Source organism: Halobiforma lacisalsi AJ5, assembly GCF_000226975.2.
GTDB classification, from domain to species: domain Archaea; phylum Halobacteriota; class Halobacteria; order Halobacteriales; family Natrialbaceae; genus Natronobacterium; species Natronobacterium lacisalsi.
This window is the reverse complement of the sequence record NZ_CP019285.1, coordinates 4132578-4149701: the sequence shown is the minus strand read 5'-3', so window position 1 is coordinate 4149701 and position 17124 is coordinate 4132578. Positions and strand designations below refer to the sequence as shown.

Annotated in this window: 19 protein-coding genes and 1 tRNA gene; 1 reads left to right on the top strand and 19 read right to left on the bottom strand. The window is 65.8% G+C overall.

What is annotated here, in order from left to right:
- Positions 1 to 179 precede the first annotated feature (179 nt).
- A complete protein-coding gene (locus CHINAEXTREME_RS20255) occupies positions 180 to 563 on the top strand; it encodes a hypothetical protein (protein ID WP_007140415.1) in 384 nt (127 codons plus the stop codon).
- Between the two features lie 12 nt (positions 564 to 575).
- Here CHINAEXTREME_RS20255 and CHINAEXTREME_RS20250 read toward each other — a convergent pair whose 3' ends face one another.
- The 19 genes from CHINAEXTREME_RS20250 to CHINAEXTREME_RS20160 form a co-directional block, all read right to left on the bottom strand.
- A complete protein-coding gene (locus CHINAEXTREME_RS20250; protein ID WP_010546896.1) occupies positions 576 to 1556 on the bottom strand; it encodes a PD-(D/E)XK nuclease family protein in 981 nt (326 codons plus the stop codon).
- 164 nt (positions 1557 to 1720) lie between these two features.
- Positions 1721 to 1975, bottom strand: a complete 255-nt coding sequence (locus tag CHINAEXTREME_RS20245) for a DUF7692 domain-containing protein (RefSeq protein ID WP_010546895.1) — start codon at positions 1973 to 1975, stop codon at positions 1721 to 1723.
- Between the two features lie 660 nt (positions 1976 to 2635).
- On the bottom strand, positions 2636 to 4255 hold the full coding sequence (locus CHINAEXTREME_RS20240) for a DUF7845 domain-containing protein (RefSeq protein ID WP_029601803.1): 1620 nt from the start codon (positions 4253 to 4255) through the stop codon (positions 2636 to 2638).
- Between the two features lie 2 nt (positions 4256 to 4257).
- Positions 4258 to 4551: a hypothetical protein gene (locus CHINAEXTREME_RS20235; RefSeq protein ID WP_010546893.1), complete on the bottom strand. Its 294-nt coding sequence runs from the start codon at positions 4549 to 4551 to the stop codon at positions 4258 to 4260.
- A complete protein-coding gene (locus CHINAEXTREME_RS20230; RefSeq protein ID WP_007140823.1) occupies positions 4548 to 5066 on the bottom strand; it encodes a hypothetical protein in 519 nt (172 codons plus the stop codon). Before CHINAEXTREME_RS20230 ends, CHINAEXTREME_RS20235 begins: the two co-directional genes overlap by 4 nt.
- Positions 5067 to 5178: 112 nt before the next feature.
- Complete coding sequence (locus tag CHINAEXTREME_RS20225) at positions 5179 to 5409, bottom strand: hypothetical protein (protein ID WP_010546892.1); 231 nt, start codon at positions 5407 to 5409, stop codon at positions 5179 to 5181.
- A complete protein-coding gene (locus tag CHINAEXTREME_RS20220; protein WP_010546891.1) occupies positions 5406 to 5828 on the bottom strand; it encodes a hypothetical protein in 423 nt (140 codons plus the stop codon). Before CHINAEXTREME_RS20220 ends, CHINAEXTREME_RS20225 begins: the two co-directional genes overlap by 4 nt.
- Positions 5821 to 6060, bottom strand: a complete 240-nt coding sequence (locus CHINAEXTREME_RS22335; RefSeq protein WP_076738774.1) for a DUF7563 family protein — start codon at positions 6058 to 6060, stop codon at positions 5821 to 5823. The genes CHINAEXTREME_RS20220 and CHINAEXTREME_RS22335 overlap by 8 nt, the downstream gene beginning before the upstream one ends.
- Before the next feature lie 168 nt (positions 6061 to 6228).
- A tRNA-Ala gene (locus tag CHINAEXTREME_RS20210) sits at positions 6229 to 6300 on the bottom strand.
- 117 nt (positions 6301 to 6417) lie between these two features.
- A complete protein-coding gene (locus tag CHINAEXTREME_RS20205) occupies positions 6418 to 7596 on the bottom strand; it encodes a M48 family metallopeptidase (RefSeq protein ID WP_007140417.1) in 1179 nt (392 codons plus the stop codon).
- A 173-nt stretch (positions 7597 to 7769) separates the two neighbouring features.
- Positions 7770 to 8495: a rhomboid family intramembrane serine protease gene (locus CHINAEXTREME_RS20200; protein WP_007140418.1), complete on the bottom strand. Its 726-nt coding sequence runs from the start codon at positions 8493 to 8495 to the stop codon at positions 7770 to 7772.
- Positions 8496 to 8882: 387 nt separating this feature from the next.
- Positions 8883 to 9191, bottom strand: coding sequence for a 30S ribosomal protein S10 (gene rpsJ, locus CHINAEXTREME_RS20195; RefSeq protein WP_004215311.1), 309 nt, complete (start codon positions 9189 to 9191; stop codon positions 8883 to 8885).
- Positions 9192 to 10454, bottom strand: coding sequence for a translation elongation factor EF-1 subunit alpha (gene tuf, locus CHINAEXTREME_RS20190; RefSeq protein WP_007140419.1), 1263 nt, complete (start codon positions 10452 to 10454; stop codon positions 9192 to 9194).
- A gap of 184 nt (positions 10455 to 10638) precedes the next feature.
- Positions 10639 to 11598: a homoserine dehydrogenase gene (locus CHINAEXTREME_RS20185; RefSeq protein ID WP_007140420.1), complete on the bottom strand. Its 960-nt coding sequence runs from the start codon at positions 11596 to 11598 to the stop codon at positions 10639 to 10641.
- Complete coding sequence (locus tag CHINAEXTREME_RS20180; protein WP_029601617.1) at positions 11595 to 12224, bottom strand: amino acid-binding protein; 630 nt, start codon at positions 12222 to 12224, stop codon at positions 11595 to 11597. The genes CHINAEXTREME_RS20185 and CHINAEXTREME_RS20180 overlap by 4 nt, the downstream gene beginning before the upstream one ends.
- Positions 12225 to 12386: 162 nt before the next feature.
- On the bottom strand, positions 12387 to 12788 hold the full coding sequence (locus tag CHINAEXTREME_RS20175; protein WP_007140422.1) for a NifU family protein: 402 nt from the start codon (positions 12786 to 12788) through the stop codon (positions 12387 to 12389).
- Between the two features lie 192 nt (positions 12789 to 12980).
- Positions 12981 to 13559 carry a hypothetical protein gene (locus CHINAEXTREME_RS20170; protein WP_007140423.1) on the bottom strand — a complete coding sequence of 193 codons (579 nt, stop codon included), beginning with the start codon at positions 13557 to 13559 and terminating at the stop codon, positions 12981 to 12983.
- Positions 13560 to 13561: 2 nt separating this feature from the next.
- A complete protein-coding gene (locus CHINAEXTREME_RS20165; RefSeq protein ID WP_007140424.1) occupies positions 13562 to 14155 on the bottom strand; it encodes a hypothetical protein in 594 nt (197 codons plus the stop codon).
- 176 nt (positions 14156 to 14331) lie between these two features.
- Positions 14332 to 17025, bottom strand: a complete 2694-nt coding sequence (locus CHINAEXTREME_RS20160; protein WP_007140425.1) for an acetate--CoA ligase family protein — start codon at positions 17023 to 17025, stop codon at positions 14332 to 14334.
- Positions 17026 to 17124 lie beyond the last annotated feature (99 nt).

The window sequence follows — 17124 nt, the reverse complement described above, 5'->3', positions numbered from 1 at the left end:
CCGCGACGCCTCGGCCCACCGCCACGCTCGAGCGAAGGTCGGCGGAGGAGTATATATAGCGGCGCGCGACGCGCGTGGCATGTCGATCTCCCGCCAGCCGTTCGCTGGTTGACTCGTCCTCGCGAGCGGCGATTCGTGTGGTGGGAAGAAATGTCGTTTCTAACAGCACAGAATTAGAGATGAATCGATCAAAACGCGCGAACCACTTCGGGACGATCTGCGAAAAGCGGATGGCCCGGAAGCGTCGGTTCGACCTCGAGCGAGCCAGCTGGCACGACGCCCGATTCGGGAACGGAACTCCCGTCGAAATCAAGAGCACCATGCTCGAGCACGCGGACGGCCAGCCGGGGAATTTCAAGGTCTACCGGGAGTATCACGAGAAACTCCGGCGGCACGACGGTTGGTATTGTTTCGTCGTCTACCGACCGCACGGCCGATCGGGACTGACGGTCGTTCAGGACAAGATGGTTCGGGCGTGCGATCTTCCCCTACTCCGGTGGCATGGGGGCGGCGATCACCGCGGAACCCAGCAGGCGAAGATCTCGATCGAGGACGTGTTCTGAGGTCCCTACCCATTAGTCGCTGACTTCTGCGCCGGTTCGGAAACTCGTGAGGTCGTCGATACGCGCTTCCAGGTCTTCGATCTCTTCACGTAGCTCTTCAGCTCCTTCCTCTTCTGACGCTGCAAGTTGATCTTTGAGTCCCTGGAGCCGCGTCTCCTTGCGTTCTTCATCCACCTCGGCTTTCCGGACGTATTCGGAGGTCTCGATTTCGTACACATCGCTTTCGGCAACTTCCGTGACCTCGAGTGCCTCATCGACCTTAGACCGGTCTACGCCCAGTATCCGCTCACGATCGATTCCGGCGTCCTCGAGCGTTTCCACAACTACCTCTTCGTCTTTGAGGGTGCGGTTCTGACGGCTCGTCCGCTGGACCGACCCGAACGGACCGCTTACAGGTCGATCGTGATGAAGTCGGTTGAGGAGAACGTCGGCGACATCCTGTCGGAGATCGTTCGCGTTACGCTGAACGTCCGAAAGGAGGGTATAGATGTTCACCAGCGCGTCGGTGTCCACCTCCTCGAGGGTGGTCACATCGTGTCGCTCGAGGGCGTCAACGAGAAGAAGTGCATCCGCATATACGTCTAAGTCCGGCTCGGTTCGTTCTTGATCGTCGCTCTCGGGTTCGGTTTCTGCATCGAGTAGCTGGCTGGTGGTCGGCCCCTCTTTCTCGACGATTACGCCTCGGTCCGCGTCGATCTCGAATCGCGGGTGAAGACTGAGGACGGCAGGATACGGGTCGGCGTCGGCCGGGAGTCTGTCGAGTTCGAATCCGCCCGGCTCCTCAGTGATCCGTCGGAACAGGGTTTCGAACTGCTCGCGCTGGAGCGGCTGCGTTTCATCGATGTCGCGGTCGAGAAATTCGATGACGACTCGTTGCTCCTGAACGTCAGTCACCTGAAAGCGGTTGTGCGACAGCGGCGTGATCAGGGTGGCCCCTCCTGGTAGGTCGTCGAGTTCGTCGAGAAGCGTATGCCAGGAGACACTGAATGGCATGTCAGAGGTATAGTCAGCATCCGTCAAAGACCTGCGGGTCACGCTTCGATCTACTGGCCCATCCATCCGGGAGGCGTACTACGAACTCGAGCGTCCAGGACGGGAGCGCGATCGTCCCGGTGACGGAACGATTCTGGCGGACATCGTTTCTGGGATTCCGGTGACTACTCCCGCTCGACGGTTACGTTCTTCTCCACTTCGAAGCTTGTCACTCTCGTCGAGAGCGTCTCGGCGATCTCCTGGCGCTGTTCGTGCGTGAGGTCGTCGCGCTCGAGGACCTGGCGGGCAGCTGCAACCAGGCGGGGCACATCCTCGCAGGCACTCACCACGGCTTTCGTCTTGTTGCAGTCGTAGAAGTCCGCTGCTCGCTCGATCGCGTCCTCCCGGTAAGCATAGTCGCCGTCGGTTCGGATTCGCATACTCGTACACACGACCCCCGAAATCCTAGTTTTTTCGACTCACTGGACCGGCCCATTCAGCCCGAAACGGGGGTGATTCTATCACTCTGTCAGAGAAGTCGGTGGGTTCGTCGCGCCGATCGGCGAGCAATATGCACACGGCGTTGCTCGACTCGTGTGCATATTCGGGAAACGGATTTCGTCGACGTGCAACCCCAGGCGGTGGCGGAGAATAGAGGCTACGCGCTCCGTCGAGCCGACTCCCACATGAAATAGAGAATAACCATACCAATGAGAACAACAATCGCACCCAGAATACTCAGGAACTGTCCAAGGGTGATAGCTACAATCATGTTCATAATGTCATGAACGAATCAATCCGATAAAAAATGCACCGCTAACTCCGAGATTGTCTAACCCCCGTTTCGTGTGCTTCGACTGGAGATTTGCGAAGGCGGGGGTGGGGCACTGTAATTTTTTGGCGCTGTCGCCTTGGCGACACCCGGCAAGGGGTGTTTCGCGCGAAGCGCGAAACCGACCCGCAGCCGTCGCGGCGCGATCGCGCCGCCGACCCCGCCCTCGAGGGCGCGACTATAACCAGAGTTGGACAATCACCGCTCTATTACAATCTGAATTGTCGAAAAGAAGTCAGCGAAGAGTGTTGCCACTACCGAGATCGGTTCAGCGGTCGGCGACCGCGCCGACGAACCCGACCTCGGTACCGCCTTCTGGCGTCTTCCAGGACATCTCGGTGCGCCGAAGGATCGCCGGATCATTGCCGGACTTCCGCCACTTGTCGATCGCCTCGGCGGCGATCGCCTGGACGTTCTCGAAACTGGTCGACTTCAGTTCGGAGAGGATCGCGTCGATTCGCATTCGCCGGGGCTCGCCCTCCTGGTCGTATTCGATCTCAGCGCCGTTCTCGGCGAGCCACTGCTGGAACGGTGACGACTCGGCGATGTGGTCCGCTAACCCCATCACGTGCTGGATGCGATCGGCAAAACTCTCGATCGCGTACTCCGCCGACTCGACGAGCGCGCGCAGTTCCTCCTGGTACTTTCGGGCGCGGAACGAGATCTCGCCCTGGTCCAGCTCGAGAATCTCGCCGAGGTCCTCGATCGCGCGGTAGATCGTCGTGGGGTGCTTCCCCAGCTGGTCGGCGAGATCGTCGACCTCGCCTCTCCCGTCAGTCGCGACCGTCTCCGTCACTTCCCGCGCGGTCTCGCCCATGTCCCGCAGCGTCGTCATCAACAGGTGATCCGTCTTCGCCTCGAGGCGGGGCGTCGGATCGTCGTAGAGTTCGACTGGCTCATCGCGAGCGGCCGCATCGAAGTGATCGTCCGGAACGTAGACGTTGTTTCCGTCCGGACCGAGCGGAATGTCTTCCCAGTGGAGCGCGTTCAGTAGCGTCTCTTCGATCTGCTCAGTCACTTCGTGACGGTCGGCCCACGCCCATGCCTCGCCGTCGTTCATCTTCTTGTTCACCAAGACTTCGACCTTCGGATGGTACGACGGGTGGTCCTTCGAGACCGCATCCGGATCGGCCAGCTGGTAGATCTCGAGCTTCCGTCCGTAGGTGTGTCCAGGAAGAAGTTCCTCCGCTGACTGCGGATTGAGAAACAGCCGGTTCTGGTGGTTCACGACCTCCCGATTATCGAGGTGAAGTTCCGCCTTCACTCCCTCGAGGTCGGAGAGATAGTGAACGACTTTCTGCAGAACCCCCGCGGACGCGAGCTTCTCTGCCCATTCTCGGCGAATGCGGACGTACCGCTCGTACGCCCACATTCGACTCGCCGAGTGCGGTTCCGTCCGGAAGTACTCCGAATGGATTCGCTCGCCTGCGTGCTCGAAGATCGCCGCGAAAAACTCCGGCAGCAACTCGAGGCCACGGTCGGCTTCGATGTTACTGGTGTGGAATTCGACGTCCACTCCGTCGACCTCACCGACCTGATTCTCCCAGGGGAGATCCAGGGGCTCGCCGGTCTCCCAGTGGCGCATATTCGGAAACCGTGGGGAGATGTTGTAGGACGCCTTCCGCTCACCGCGCCCACGGCCGCGAATGTCCCACTCGTAGAGCCGTTCGGCGTTGATTCCATCCGAGAGCCGCGGTGCGAACCCGGATTTGCTGTAGCTCACCTCGAGGTGCCAGGGCTCGCCGTCGACGTCGACGTCCAACTCCAGGTAGCCCTCGAACGGTGGACCGAGCATCACCGACGAAAGCGCATCGTACGGGCCGCGTCCCCAGTCGGGCCACTTCCAGCGGCCCTCAATCTCGTGGGGCGTCGTCTCGACCTGGGGCACCGCTACTCACCTCCCTCCTGCTCGCGCTCGAGGAGGCCGGTGAGGATCGCGACCGGATTCCACCACGTCGCGGACCCGCAGCGGTGGCAAACGTGCTTGAACGACGTACAGTCGGCCGCCTCGAGGTCGGTGGGATCGACGTCACTCGCCTGCCCGATCTCGTTCGGATCGGCACGCTTGACGCGAATCCGCCCACAGCCCACGCAAATCGCGTCGACCGGCACCCCGAACTGACCCGCTTCCGCGCTCTCGAGTTCAGCTGCGCGATCGCGACCATCGTCGACGTCGGTACTCATCGCGCATCACCGACTCGCGTCGCTGGATCGACACCCTCGGGCTCGATCACGTTCGACCACGACAGCTTCGCGACCTCGTTTTCCGACCGCGACCCGCCGACGTTGTACCATCGACCTGCGAGCAGTTCGTCGACGATCGTCGCCGGAACGACCGCGCGGGCCAGCTGGGGCAACTCCGGCCGCGGGACGTACACCACGAACAGGTACATCCCGCCCGCCTCGAGGAGTCGGTCGTGCGCCCGGCGTTTGACGTAATACCGGCCGTGCGTGGGATACTCGCCGTTGCTCGTCTGGTACTGACAGCCCTTGATCTCGACCGGAATCTCTGGCTCCAGGAGGACGACGCCGTAGAACGGCAGCGTCCGATCCGGCTCGAGGACGGCCGTCGTTTTCGCGTCGTGCCAGTCGGCGGTCCGATCGTCGACGTACTCCAGGGCGTCGATCCGCTGGACGATCTCGCCCTCGAGGAAGTCCCCACTCGCCTTCGGACTCTCGAGTTCCGACGTCCGGCTCACAGCGGACCACCTCGCGCTTTCCGCACCTCTCGAGCGCAGTCGGGACAGAGTCGCCGTGTCGCTGGAATCGACTCTTCACACCGCTCGCACTCGTCGGAGTCGACGACCCGGCTCATCGGTCGATCCCTCCGTTGATCCGATCACGAAGCGACCGGAGCTTTCCACGAAGTCGATGGCGGCGCGTTACCCGCCAGGAGTGATCGAACTCGACGTCGTCGTAGCGCAACGGAAGCCGCGGGCGACGGTGCCCCTCAGAACACACGTCGTGCTTCCAGCCGACCCAGATCTCGCACTCCGGACAGTACCACGGCGATTCCGTCCGGGGCCGCTCGTCACGGCTCATCGCGAATCACCGGCAGTGCCGAACGGTTCGCAATCGGTCAGCCCGATCGCCGCGATACCGTGTTCGATGTTACAACCGGTGATCGTCGCAGCGAACTCCCGCCCGGAGATCGACACCGTCACTCGTTTGCACTGCCAGATATCGGTGAATTCGAACCCTTCATCGACCGCGGTCGCTACGTCGACGGAGACGACCACGTCCCCGTCGATGCGGTCGATCTGGACAACCGGGACTAGCGTTCCTTCAATCGTAGCTGAACTAACCTCCTCGCTCCAGGACAGACCGCCGTCGGCCCGAACCTCGCTGCCCTCGAGCGCTTCCCGAACGTCCTCGTCGCTCGCCTGATGGGCCGGATGGGCTATGGGCGTCCGGCTTTCGACGTGATAGAGCCGACTCGCGGGGACGAACTCCTCACACATCGGCCTCACCTCCGTGACGGCCAGGCGAGCACTCCGGATCGGGAACGGCGACGTCTTTCCCAGCTGCGGACCCGCGAGTCAACCGTCGGTAGCTATCGCACTCGGGACAGCGGTGGGCGCGGTCGTGATCGTCGCCGAAGACACGTCCGAACCGATCGGTGACGTAAGCACCACAGTGAAGACAGGTCGAATCGGAGACCTGTCCTCGAAGCGAGGAACTCACGCCGACCACCCCCGATTTCCTTCGCTAAAATCGCCAGCAAGCGGACACCCTGATTCGGATGTCTTCGTCCTTCGATCTCTCGAGAGGGTTCCTACGGCACGGGATCGACTGAATAATTCCGAGCCAGTCGCTACAGCGGCGACTAACCGGATACTTCGCGACGAATCAACAGAGAAGTGGACTCGCCGGGATTTGAACCCGGGGCCTCTTCCTTGCGAAGGAAGCGATCTGCCACTGATCTACGAGCCCGCACCCGTTTCTAACCCGGGTTTCTATTTGTACCTTGTGTTTCGTCGGAAGATCGTGATTCGTACGCACGCACTGGCATGGGCGCCGCCGTCGTGTCCCTCGGGACCACACTCGAGGTTACGACCGTTCGTCCTCGTCCTCGTCCTCCAGGCCTCGCAAGCGCCGAATCCGAGCCTCAGTCGGAGGATGGGTCTGGAACGGTCCCGACGTCCGGTCCTCGAGCGCGGGTGGCAACACGTCCAGGGCGACGATCGATCGTTCCCACTCCCGGAGATCCGTCTCCGGCTTGTATCTGGCGTCGGCAAGCGTCTCGAGGGCGCCCGCCAGCGGAGCCGGTGAGCCGACCAGCGCGGCCGCACCGGCGTCGGCGTGCCACTCCCGGCCGCGGGAGAGGACGGCGACGCCGAACTGGCCGTACAGCCGTAACGCGCCGAAGACGGCGTTCCACAGTAGATCCCTGATGTCCGGCGATTCGCGCTCGATCCAGTCGTCGGCGATCACCACCGGGACGATGGCGGCGGCCATGAGCCGACTGTCCCAGTTCGCCAAGTGACTGACCTCGTGGGCCAGCACGGCCTCGAGTTCCGCGTCGGAGAGCCGTTCGCATAGCCCCGTCGACACCACGATCACGGCCGAGTCGCCGCTTCCGACCGTGAACGACTCGGGTCGATCGGTCTCGGTGACGTACACGTCGGGCACGGGGACGCTCGCGAGCGTGGCGAGTCGTCGGACGGTTGCTTCGAGCACCGGATCGATCGCCGTAACGGGCTCGCTGTCGGCGATCAGTCGATCCTGGAGCCGGCGGATCTCACGGCGGGATTCTGCAACCAGCAGGACCACGACGAGGAAACCGCTCAGCCCGAACCCAACCAGCAGGCCCTCGGTCGTCGACCGCACCGCCTCGAGCGCCCCTGCGAGGGCGGCGCTCCCGTCGACGATCGCGAGGTACAGACAGCCGAGCAGGCCGCCCGTGACGAACAGCGAAGACGGGGTCGGCCGGAACAGGTACTCGACGGGCGTGTAGTCGGTTATCGGCTGCCACCAGTTAATGACGACCAGCGGCCCGAGGGCGGCGAGAATCGCGGCGGCCGCGGGCGAAAGAGCCGTCAGGTCGCTGAGTCCGGGAAACGAGCCAACGAGTTCGAACCCGGATTCGATCCACTCCCAGGCGACGAGTCCCAGCACCCCTCCAATCAGGCCGACGACGACCGCGACTGCGATCGACAGCGTCACGAGGACGCCGACGGCGACGGCCATGCGAACCAGCAGTGACAGCCGAAGTCGGTACTCGTTCATCGCGTATGACCTGTTGGCTACGAATCAGAACAGCTGCACAAAAACGTTCCGGACACGTCGATAGCACGGTGGATACTCCGGAAACCGCCGGGAACCACTATCCCCGGCACCTCACGACGCTTCTCGTCGACTCGAGGTGCGTCCGATCCGTCTTCGTCGCTCGAGGGCTGGCGTCAGTATCTGGGTTGTCGGCCGACGTGTAACACCCGTGCTCGGCCGGCGAACAGCCCCAGCAGGAACCCAGCGAAGTGTGCGACCAGCGCGACTCCCGGCGACGCCGTCGCCAGGGTCACGGCCGCCGCCAGGACGACGAACACCGTGATCGCCACCCACCGTGGAACGTCGACGAACGACGCCAGGCCCGCCGACAGTCGGTTCGAAGCGATCAGATAGCCCATCAGCGCGAAGACGGCCCCGCTCGCGCCGAGTACGCCGGGTCGGCCCGTCGCGGCGACGAGCGGACTGGCCAGGACCGCGTCCGTCAGGAGAATCTGCGAGATACCGGCCAGCGCACCCGTGATCGCGAAAAACAGGTGAAACCGGAGCCGACTCGTCGCGCGGGCGATCGGCCAGCCGAACAGGAGCAACGCGACGCTGTTCGAGAGGAGATGGCCCATTCCGCCGTGAGCGTAGACACTGGTCACGATCGTCCAGGGGTTGTCCGTCAGCGGCGGCGCGAGCACGAACAGGCCGCCCATCGCCCCCGCGAACGCCGCCACCCCCTGCAGGAGGTAGACGGCCAGGAAGACGACGAGAATCTCGAGCACGGGACTGCCCGAGCCCCCGTTCGGGTTCGGATCCCGACCCCGGCCGTCCTCCGGGCTCGAGTTGGGGGTCGCGTCGGAGGGCGACCGTGCCGGCCGTCGGTTTCGCGTTCCCTTCCTGTTCCCGCTTGGCATAGGTTCATTCGGGGATCGAGACCCAAAAGTCTGCACGCCTTACGCGGGTCGACGACGGCGAATGTGTGCGTTTCTTCCGTAGGCTCGAGTTACGCCTCGGACGAAACGGCATCAGTGGGGCTGTAGCGGCGTTCATCGGCGATTACGGAGGGTTCGAGAGCGGTCGAACGGATCATCGGTGCCATCGGTGTCCTTGGAGCCATCGGTGTTCGCGTACCGGGATCGTGGACTGCGCCAGTAATCGCTCGGTACACCGAGTGACCGTCGTCCAACGCCTAACCGTCGCGTCGCTGGCTACGGGCACGAATACACCGGCGGCTCCTGTCGCAGTAAAAACGGAAAATCGGAACGGTTGCGTCCGGGATCCGTCACCCGGCGCCGATCGGATCAGTCCTCGAGGACGATCTCGATCGAGACGTCGTTTGGCACCTGGATGCGCATGAGCTGTCGGAGTGCGCGTTCGTCGGCGTCCAGGTCGATGAGGCGCTTGTGGACGCGCATCTCCCAGTGCTCCCACGTCGCGGTGCCCTCGCCGTCAGGCGATTTCCGGGTCGGCACCTCGAGGGTCTTGGTCGGCAGCGGGATCGGACCGCTGAGGTTGACGCCGGTGTTGTTCGCGATCTCGCGGACGTCGTCACAGATGTCGTCCAGGTCGTCGGGACTCGTGCCCGCGAGTCGAACGCGTGCCTGCTGCATTTATTTCTCGTTGACCTCGAGGACCTTGCCGGCCGCGATGGTCTGACCCATGTCGCGGATGGCGAAGGAACCGAGTTCGGGGATCTCGCTGGACGGCTCGATGCTGAGGGGCTTCTGCGGTCGGATGGTGACCACAGCAGCGTCGCCCGACTGGATGAAGTCGGGGTTTTCCTCGGCGACCTCGCCGCTCGAGGGGTCCATCTTCTTGTCGATGGATTCGATGGTACAGGCGACCTGTGCCGTGTGGGCGTGGAAGACCGGCGTGTACCCGGCCGTGATGACCGAGGGGTGCTGCATGACGACGATCTGGGCCTGGAAGGTCTCGGCGACCTTCGGCGGGTCGTCGGCGGGGCCACAGACGTCACCGCGGCGGATGTCGTCCTTGCCGATGCCACGGACGTTGAACCCGACGTTGTCACCGGGCTCGGCCTTGGGCACCTCTTCGTGGTGCATCTCGATGGTCTTGACCTCGCCACCGACGTCCGAGGGCTGGAAGACGACGTCGTCGCCCGTGTTCATGACACCGGTCTCGATACGTCCGACGGGAACGGTACCGATACCGGAGATCGTGTAGACGTCCTGGATCGGAAGTCGGAGCGACGCGTCCGTCGGCGGCTCCGGCTCCGGCAGGTCGTTCAGGGCCTCGAGCAGGGTTTCGCCGTCGTACCAGTCCGTGTTGTCGGAGGGTTCGGCGATGTTGTCGCCTTCGAACGCCGAGATCGGGATGAAGGAGGCGTCGTCCGTGTTGAACTGGACCTGCTGGAGCAACTGGTTGACTTCGTCGACGACTTCGTCGAAGGTGGACTCCTTGTAGTCGACGATGTCCATCTTGTTGACGCCGATGATGAGTTCGTCGATACCCAGGGTACGGGCCAGGAAGACGTGCTCCTGGGTCTGGGGTGCGACGCCGTCGTCAGCGGCGACGACGAGGACGGCGTTGTCGGCCTGGCTCGCGCCAGTGATCATGTTCTTGACGAAGTCGCGGTGGCCAGGACAGTCGACGATGGTGAAGTCGTACTCGTCGGTGGAGAACTCCTGGTGGGCGATGTCGATGGTGACACCACGCTCTCGCTCCTCGGCGAGGTTGTCCATCACGTAGGCGAATTCGAAGCCGCCCTTACCCTTCTCTTCGGCTTCTTCGCGGTGCTGTTCGATGACGTGCTCGGGTACGCTCCCCGTCTCGTAGAGGAGTCGTCCCACGAGCGTACTTTTCCCGTGGTCAACGTGACCGATAATGGCCAGGTTCTGGTGTTGTTCGCTCATTGTTGTAGCTCACGCGCAGAGGCGCTTATATCGGTCTCTTTCGCTCGTTGCGGTTAAAACCATTTCGAAAGCGTATTCAGGTGATCCCGACGCCCTCCGGCGGTTTGTGTACTGTCCACACGGTTTCGAGACTTCGAGTCCCGAGGGATCGACCGTCGGATATGCTCGCGAGCCGACGATCCGGTCAGTCGTCGCGTTCGATATCGGGAAGCCGCCCGACGTCCGACAGCACCGCCGTCGCCGTCTCGGGACCGCCGGCGCCGCGCCCGCTCGAGTGTAGCGAGCCCGCGTGGCGGGTCTCGATCTGGACGATGTTTCGGGTGCCCGTGACCGCGAGCGCACCGTTTTCGGGCACCAGTCGCGGGCCAACGCGGACGCCGTCGCGGGTCGCCTCGCCGATCAGGCGGATCGTCCGGCCGTCCTCGGCCGCCAACTCGAGCGCGCTGCCGGGAACGTCCTCGATCCCTTCGACGGTCGCGTCCTCGAGGGAGAACCCGCCGTCGGCGAGCACGTTCGCGAGGATGACGAACTTCAGTGCGGCGTCGGTACCGTCGACGTCGAAGGTCGGATCGGCCTCCGCAACGCCCAGGTCCTGGGCCTCGGCGAGGACGTGCTCGTAGTCGAGTCCCTCGGCGGCCATCCGCGTCAGAATGAAGTTCGCAGTGCCGTTGAGGACGCCACGGACGGCGGTGACGGCCTGTGGGGTGCAGTCCTCGATCGTCGACAGCACCGGGATGGCTCCGCCGACCGTCGCCTCGAAGCGCACCGAGCCCGCGCTCTCGGCCTCGAGCGCGCGCAACTCGTCGTAGCGTTCGGCGACCGGCCCCTTGTTCGCCAGCACGACGTGGCGGTCGGCCTCGAGCGCGCGCGTAACGTGACTGAATCCGGGTTCGGCGTCGCCGAGGGTCGTCGGCGTCGCCTCGACGAGGACGTCGTACTCGGTCTCGAAGACGTCCTCTGGGTCCGCGGTTCCGACACCGTTGCCCCCTTCCTTGCGAGACACGGCGTCGTCGACGGCGATCCCGTCGGGGTCGATGTCCGCGCTCGAGGAGTCGGCCAGCGCGACGACCTCGTGGCCGTAGTCGCCTGCGAGCGTCGCGACGGAGCGGCCGACGTCGCCGGCACCCAGGACGGCGAGTCTCATGCGCTCTCACCTCCAAGCAGCGGTTCGACGACGGTGAGGTCTTTCTCCGACCCCAGCGACCGGATCGCCTCGAGCGCCTCGCTCGACCGGCCCGAGTCGATCGCGAGGCGAACGCGTGCGCTCGAGACGGACTCGGTTCCTTCGGGTGCCGTCAGGGAGAGGTCAAGCACGGCGGCGTTTGCCCCAGACTCGATCCGCGAGAGTGTATCGGAGAGGTCGTTCTCGACGAGGTCGCCCACGAGGACGACGCTGATCTCCTCGCCGTAGTGCTCCTCGCCGGCCTGGATGACGTTGACGCCCGCCTCGCGCAGTCCCTCCACGATGTCGTCGAACCGATCCGGAGGCGACTCGAGGTCGACCTCGACCGGGATGTGACCGCGCGGCGTGATGTTGCCCCGCTCGTGGTGGATGCTCAGCAGGTTCCCCCCGTTGTCGGCGATCGGGGCGAGTGCACGGAGCAACTCCCCGGGCTCGTCGACGAGCTCGAGCCGGACGGTGTAGGCGCGAACGCCGCCGTCGGTTTCGGTTTCGGTCTCGGTTTCGGTTTCGGTCTCCGGCTCCGATTCGCTACCGCCGTCGATGTCCGTCTCGGGGTCGCGCTCTCGGTCGACGGGCTCGTTACCCATCGGCGTCACCTCCCGGTCGCAGGCGTCCACACGTCGTCATGGTGTATGACTCCGTAACTGAGTCGTAAAAACGTATAGGCGTTCCCAAAACTGACCGCCCCTGTCAACGGTGTGCATACGGCGATTCCGACGCGACCTGGTGTGACCGGCTCGATGGACGCGTTAGAGGTGGTCCTTGCCCGGGTTCGACGACCCCCAGTCGCCGCGGCCGCCCTCGGTCCGGTCGACACCCATGATCGATTCCGGCTGGTCGGGGCCGCCGAGGGTGTCGCGGGCGTCCGGGACGCGAACCGTGACTTCCTCGACTTCGGGCCACTTGATGAGTTCAGCCTCGATGTTACCCGTGGTGACGTCGCTGACCGAACATCCCTTGCAGCCGCCGCCGAGTTCGACGACGACTTCGCCGGAGTCGGGGTCGGCCTTCCTGACGGCACTCGTCCCCCCGTGCATCTGGATGATCGGCATCTCGCGGCTGAGCCACTGCTCGACGCGTTCGCGGAGCGACTCCTCGTCGTCGGCGTCCGCGTCGGTACCGGTCCCGGTATCGGCGTCGGATCTGGTCATCGTCCGTACTAGACGCTCGAGGGGTGAATAGGTTTGGTTCGGGAAAACGATAGTGGTTAATAATCCACGTTCGGCGGGCGAGGCGGGCGGTTCGACCCGATCCGTCACGTCGCGGCGAAAGGATCGCGGACGAACGCCGTCAGCGGGCCGACCGTCCTCGGACGGTGGGGCGGTGACGGCGGCGTTCGATGGTCACGGCCGGTCTCCGAGAACGGCCCCGACGACGCCGCCGGTCCCGGCGAACACCGCGGGGTAGATCACGCCCGCGAAGACGATCGCCGGGAGCGTGTCGGGTGCGCCGCTCGCGCCGCCGACGGTCACCTCGAAGATGAAGACGCCGGCGATCATGAGGACGAGATAGCCAGGTATTGTCGCCAGGCCGACGACCAGGCCCTCCGTCGCCTCCGACGCGCCGCGGTAGGTGGCGAGGGCGATACCGGACGCGAACAGCAGCCCGATCGGGACCGCAAACAGGACGAGGGAGAACCCTTCCTCGCCGCCGATGTACGACGCGGCCTGGGTCCCCAGGATCGGGACGTCACGGAACACCGTCTCGACCAGATGGGCGTTGTAGAACACCCAGCCGACCATCTCGTAGGTCGCCGGTTCGCCGCTGAAGGCTTCGATCACTCGGTTGAGCGGGGATTCACGGACCTCTCCGGAGACGACCAGATACGTGAGGACGTAGCCGACGACCCACGCGGCGACGCCGGCGATCGCGCCCTCGAGGACGGGAACGGGGAATCGATCGTCGTTCGCGTTAGCGGACATGATTACTCACTTCCCGTATGGGTCGTTTCGTCGTCGGCATCGGTTTTTCGACTCGGCTCTCCCGCGGCGCGTCCGGTCTCGGTGTCGCTCGCGTCAGCGTCAGCGACGATCCGATCGGCGAGCAGGTCCGCGATCGGATCCAGCGAGACGTAGATCCGCGCCGCGAGGATCGCGAGCGGGCCCAGCGCCAGTACCAGGAACAGCACGTCGAACGTCCACGAAAGCCCCCCGAGCAACGGGGCGATAGCGGGCTCGAGACCGCGATGGGCGACGAGGACGGCCACGAGGACGACGAACAACTGGACGATCGAGGCGACGTCGTCGACGACAGACGTCGGCCCGTCGACCGTCGAACGCACGACCGACGCGAGCGCGGGCGCTAACCACAGGAGCAAGCCGACGATCGCAACCGTCACGACCGCGCCGACGACCGCGACGAACGTGACCGGCGTCCCCGGGATCACGCGCCCGACGCCGGGGAGCACGGAGAGCAGCGAGAGCAGTAATATCGCCGAGAGGGTTGCAAGCAGGAGCTTTCCGACCGACTGGACCGTCTCGCGGTCCATCGTTGCGGGGTACGAGCGGTCGTAGGTCATGATGCGCTCGGAGCTGGGAACCGGCCGGTCTAATAAAGGGACGGTCATCAACGCTGATTTCTCGAGGTTGCCGACGTTTTCGAACGTTTTACGCGGCCGGTCTGACGGGCGAGCGTGGCTCCCTCGGGCGAGATTCTCGAGCCGTCAGCGGCGATCGATTCCCGGTCGATTCCCGGTCAGTCGCGGGCGGTCGCCTCGCTCGCCGCCCCCTCAAGTTCCGCCTGAAAGTCGACCGCGAGGGCGTCGTCCCCGGTGACGACGAGCGGGTTGACCTCGAGTTCGCGGATCGCGGGCTGTTCGACGGCCAGCCACGAGAGACGGACCAGCGCGTCCCCGAGGGCGTCGACGTCGGCCGGCGGTCGACCGCGGGCACCCTCGAGCACGCCGTCGGCCTCGATGGATCGGATCAATTCCTCCGCGTCGAACCGCGAGAGGGGTGCCAGCGCGTGGGCGACGTCCTCGAGGTGTTCGACGAACACGCCGCCGAGTCCGAACGTGACCAGCGGACCGAACCGCGGGTGGCGAGTGACGCCGACCAGACACTCGACGCCGTCGGGTGCCATCTCCTGGACGAGGACGCCCCGGACGGTCGCCCCGGGCGCGTTCGACGCCACGCGCTCGCGCAGGCGGTCGTAGGTCTCGCCGGCTTCGTCGGGCGGAACGTCGACGGCGACGCCGCCGACGTCCGTCTTGTGCGACAGCGCGGGCGTCACCGCCTTCATCGCGACCGGCCCGCCGATCTCCCGGGCGGCATCGACCGCTTCCGCCCGGGTCGTCGCGAGCGTCGCGGCCGGGGTCGAAACGCCATAGGCCTCGAGCGCGTCGAGTGACTCGACCCCGAGGGTAGTCTCGCCAGCGCGGAGTCGCTCCCGAACGGCCGACTCGACGCGTTCGTGGTCCGCATCGACGGGGTCGGCCGGGGTCCGGGGTTCGCGACGGTCCGCCGCGTACGAGGCGGCCGCCCCGAGCGCCGTCGCCGCCCGCTCCGCGTCGGGGTAGTTCGGCACGCCGGCCGCCGAGAGGGCGTCCTGGACGGGACCCTCGAGCGGCCCGCCGGAGAAACAGGTGACGACGGGCACTCCGTACCGCCGGCCGGCGTCGCCGACGGCCCGCGCGAGGTCCGCCCGGGAGACCAGCGGGTGTGGGGTCGTGACGACGATCGCGGCGTCGACCGAGGGCGCGGCGAGAACCGTCTCGAGGGCGTCGACGAACCGATCGACGTCGGCGTCCCCGAGCACGTCGACGGGGTTCGCGGCGCTCGCGGCGTCGGGGAGCGCCCGTTCCAGTTCCCGCTCGGTTTCCGCGCCGAACTCCGCGAGGGAGAGGTCCGACGCCGCGACGGCGTCGGTCGCGAGGACGCCGGGCCCGCCCGCGTTCGTCACGACGGCGACGCGGTCGCCCGCGGGCAGGGGCTGGCTCTCGAGCAGGGCGACGAGGTCGTACAGCGAGCGCTGGGAGTCGACGCGGATCACGCCTGCCTCGTCGAACGCGGCGTCGAACCCCGCGTCGTCGCCGAGCAACGCGCCCGTGTGTGAGGCCGCGGCTTCCCGGCCGGCCTCGCTTCGCCCCGATTTCAGCGCCACGACCGGCGTCGACGCGGTCACCTCGCGGGCCGCCTCGACGAACGCCCGACCGTCCGAGACGTCCTCGAGGTAGGCGAGTACGACCGACGTCTCCGGGTCCCGGCCCCAGTGGCGCAACAGCGTCGCCTCGTCGAGTCCGGCGGCGTTGCCCAGCGAGACGACGTCCCTGACGCCGACCCCCTCCGCGTCGGCCCAGTCGAGGATCGCGGTGATCATCGCGCCCGAGTGGCTCAGCACCGAGACGCCGCCGGCCGACGGGATCTCGGGGGCGAAACTCGCGTTCATGTCGCCGCGCGTGCTGGCGACCCCGAGCGCGTTCGGCCCGATCAGTGCGAGGTCGTGTTCGGCGGCGAGTTCCCGGAGTTCCGCTTCGCGGCTCGCACCCTCGTCGTCGCTCTCGCCGAAGCCCGCCGAGAGGACGGCCACCGCGTCGACCCCCGTCTCGCCGGCCTCGCGGACGGCCTCGAGCGCTGCGTCGCGGGGGAGGACGACGACCGCGAGGTCGACGTCGCCTCGAAGCGCCGACAGCGACGGGGCGGTCTCGAGCCCCAGCACCGACTCGTGTCGGTCGGTGACGGGGACGACCTCGCCCTCGAACCCGTCGCGGAGGTTCTCTACGACCAGACGGCCGATCGATCCCTCGCGGTCGGTCGCCCCGACGACGGCGACGGTCTCGGGATCGACGAGCGCCCCGACGTCCCGCGGCGCGGCGACGTCCGCCCTGCGGGCCGGCGAGTGTCCGGTCCGGGCCGCCCCGGGGGACTCGAGGTCGACCTCGAGGACGCCCTCCTCGTCCCGGGAGTCGGTTTCGTCGGCCGCCCCGGAGGACTCGAGGTCGACGAACGTCCCACCGTCCCCGAGTTCTGCCGCGAGTCGCGAGAGCGACGCCCGGGGCCCGCGGATCGACAGGGTGCCCGGGGACCCGTCGTCGGCCCGGCGGCGAGCCACGAGTTGCCTGGCGAGTTCCGTTCCGACCTCCGGGTCGGCCCCGGCCTCGAGCGTGACGGAGGCGGCCCCGTCGTCGGCGACGGCGAACCCGAAGGCGAGCGGCCGGTCACCGTCGTCGACCGCGACCAGCGCCGGGTCACCGTCACGATATCCGTCGGGCGGGATGTCCGGTTCCGACTCCAGTCCCGAACGGTCGATCCGGTCCGACCGCTCCTCGAGCGGGTACACCGTACAACTCGTTCCGTCGTCGGTCACGTACCGCGGACACCGCGGCGGACAGGACCTCGTACCGTCGCAGTCGTCCGGTCGCCAGACCGGGCAGGCGTTCTCGGGTGGCATGCGTAGGATCGATGCCGATCGCTCGGCGGATTCCTTTCAGTGAGACGACGCCTCGTCCCATCAACGTTCCCCCGAACGCGGCGGTTCGCGACCGAGAGG